Consider the following 236-nt stretch of genomic DNA (forward strand, 5'->3'; position numbering starts at 1 on the left):
ACGATATCGTGATTACGTTAAAAAGCATAATCTTACGATGCATATCAATCATAAATCGGGTGATAAAATGATGGTTGATTGGAATGGCACCCGTATGTATGTATATGATCGTTACACAGGAGAAGCAATCCCTGCATATTTATTCGAGGCAACATTATCATTTAGTATGTACAGTTATGTTCAAGCATGAAAATCAATGATTGGGTCGATTGCCATATCCAGGCTTACCGTTATTT

Annotated in this window: 1 pseudogene; it reads left to right on the top strand. The window is 36.0% G+C overall.

What is annotated here, in order from left to right:
* A pseudogene (locus LJE08_RS14465) lies at positions 1-190 on the top strand (IS21 family transposase); the annotation flags it as partial.
* Positions 191-236: the final 46 nt, after the last annotated feature.

Source organism: Holdemanella sp. DFI.5.55 (assembly GCF_020593575.1).
GTDB lineage: Bacteria > Bacillota_I > Bacilli_A > Erysipelotrichales > Erysipelotrichaceae > Holdemanella > Holdemanella hominis.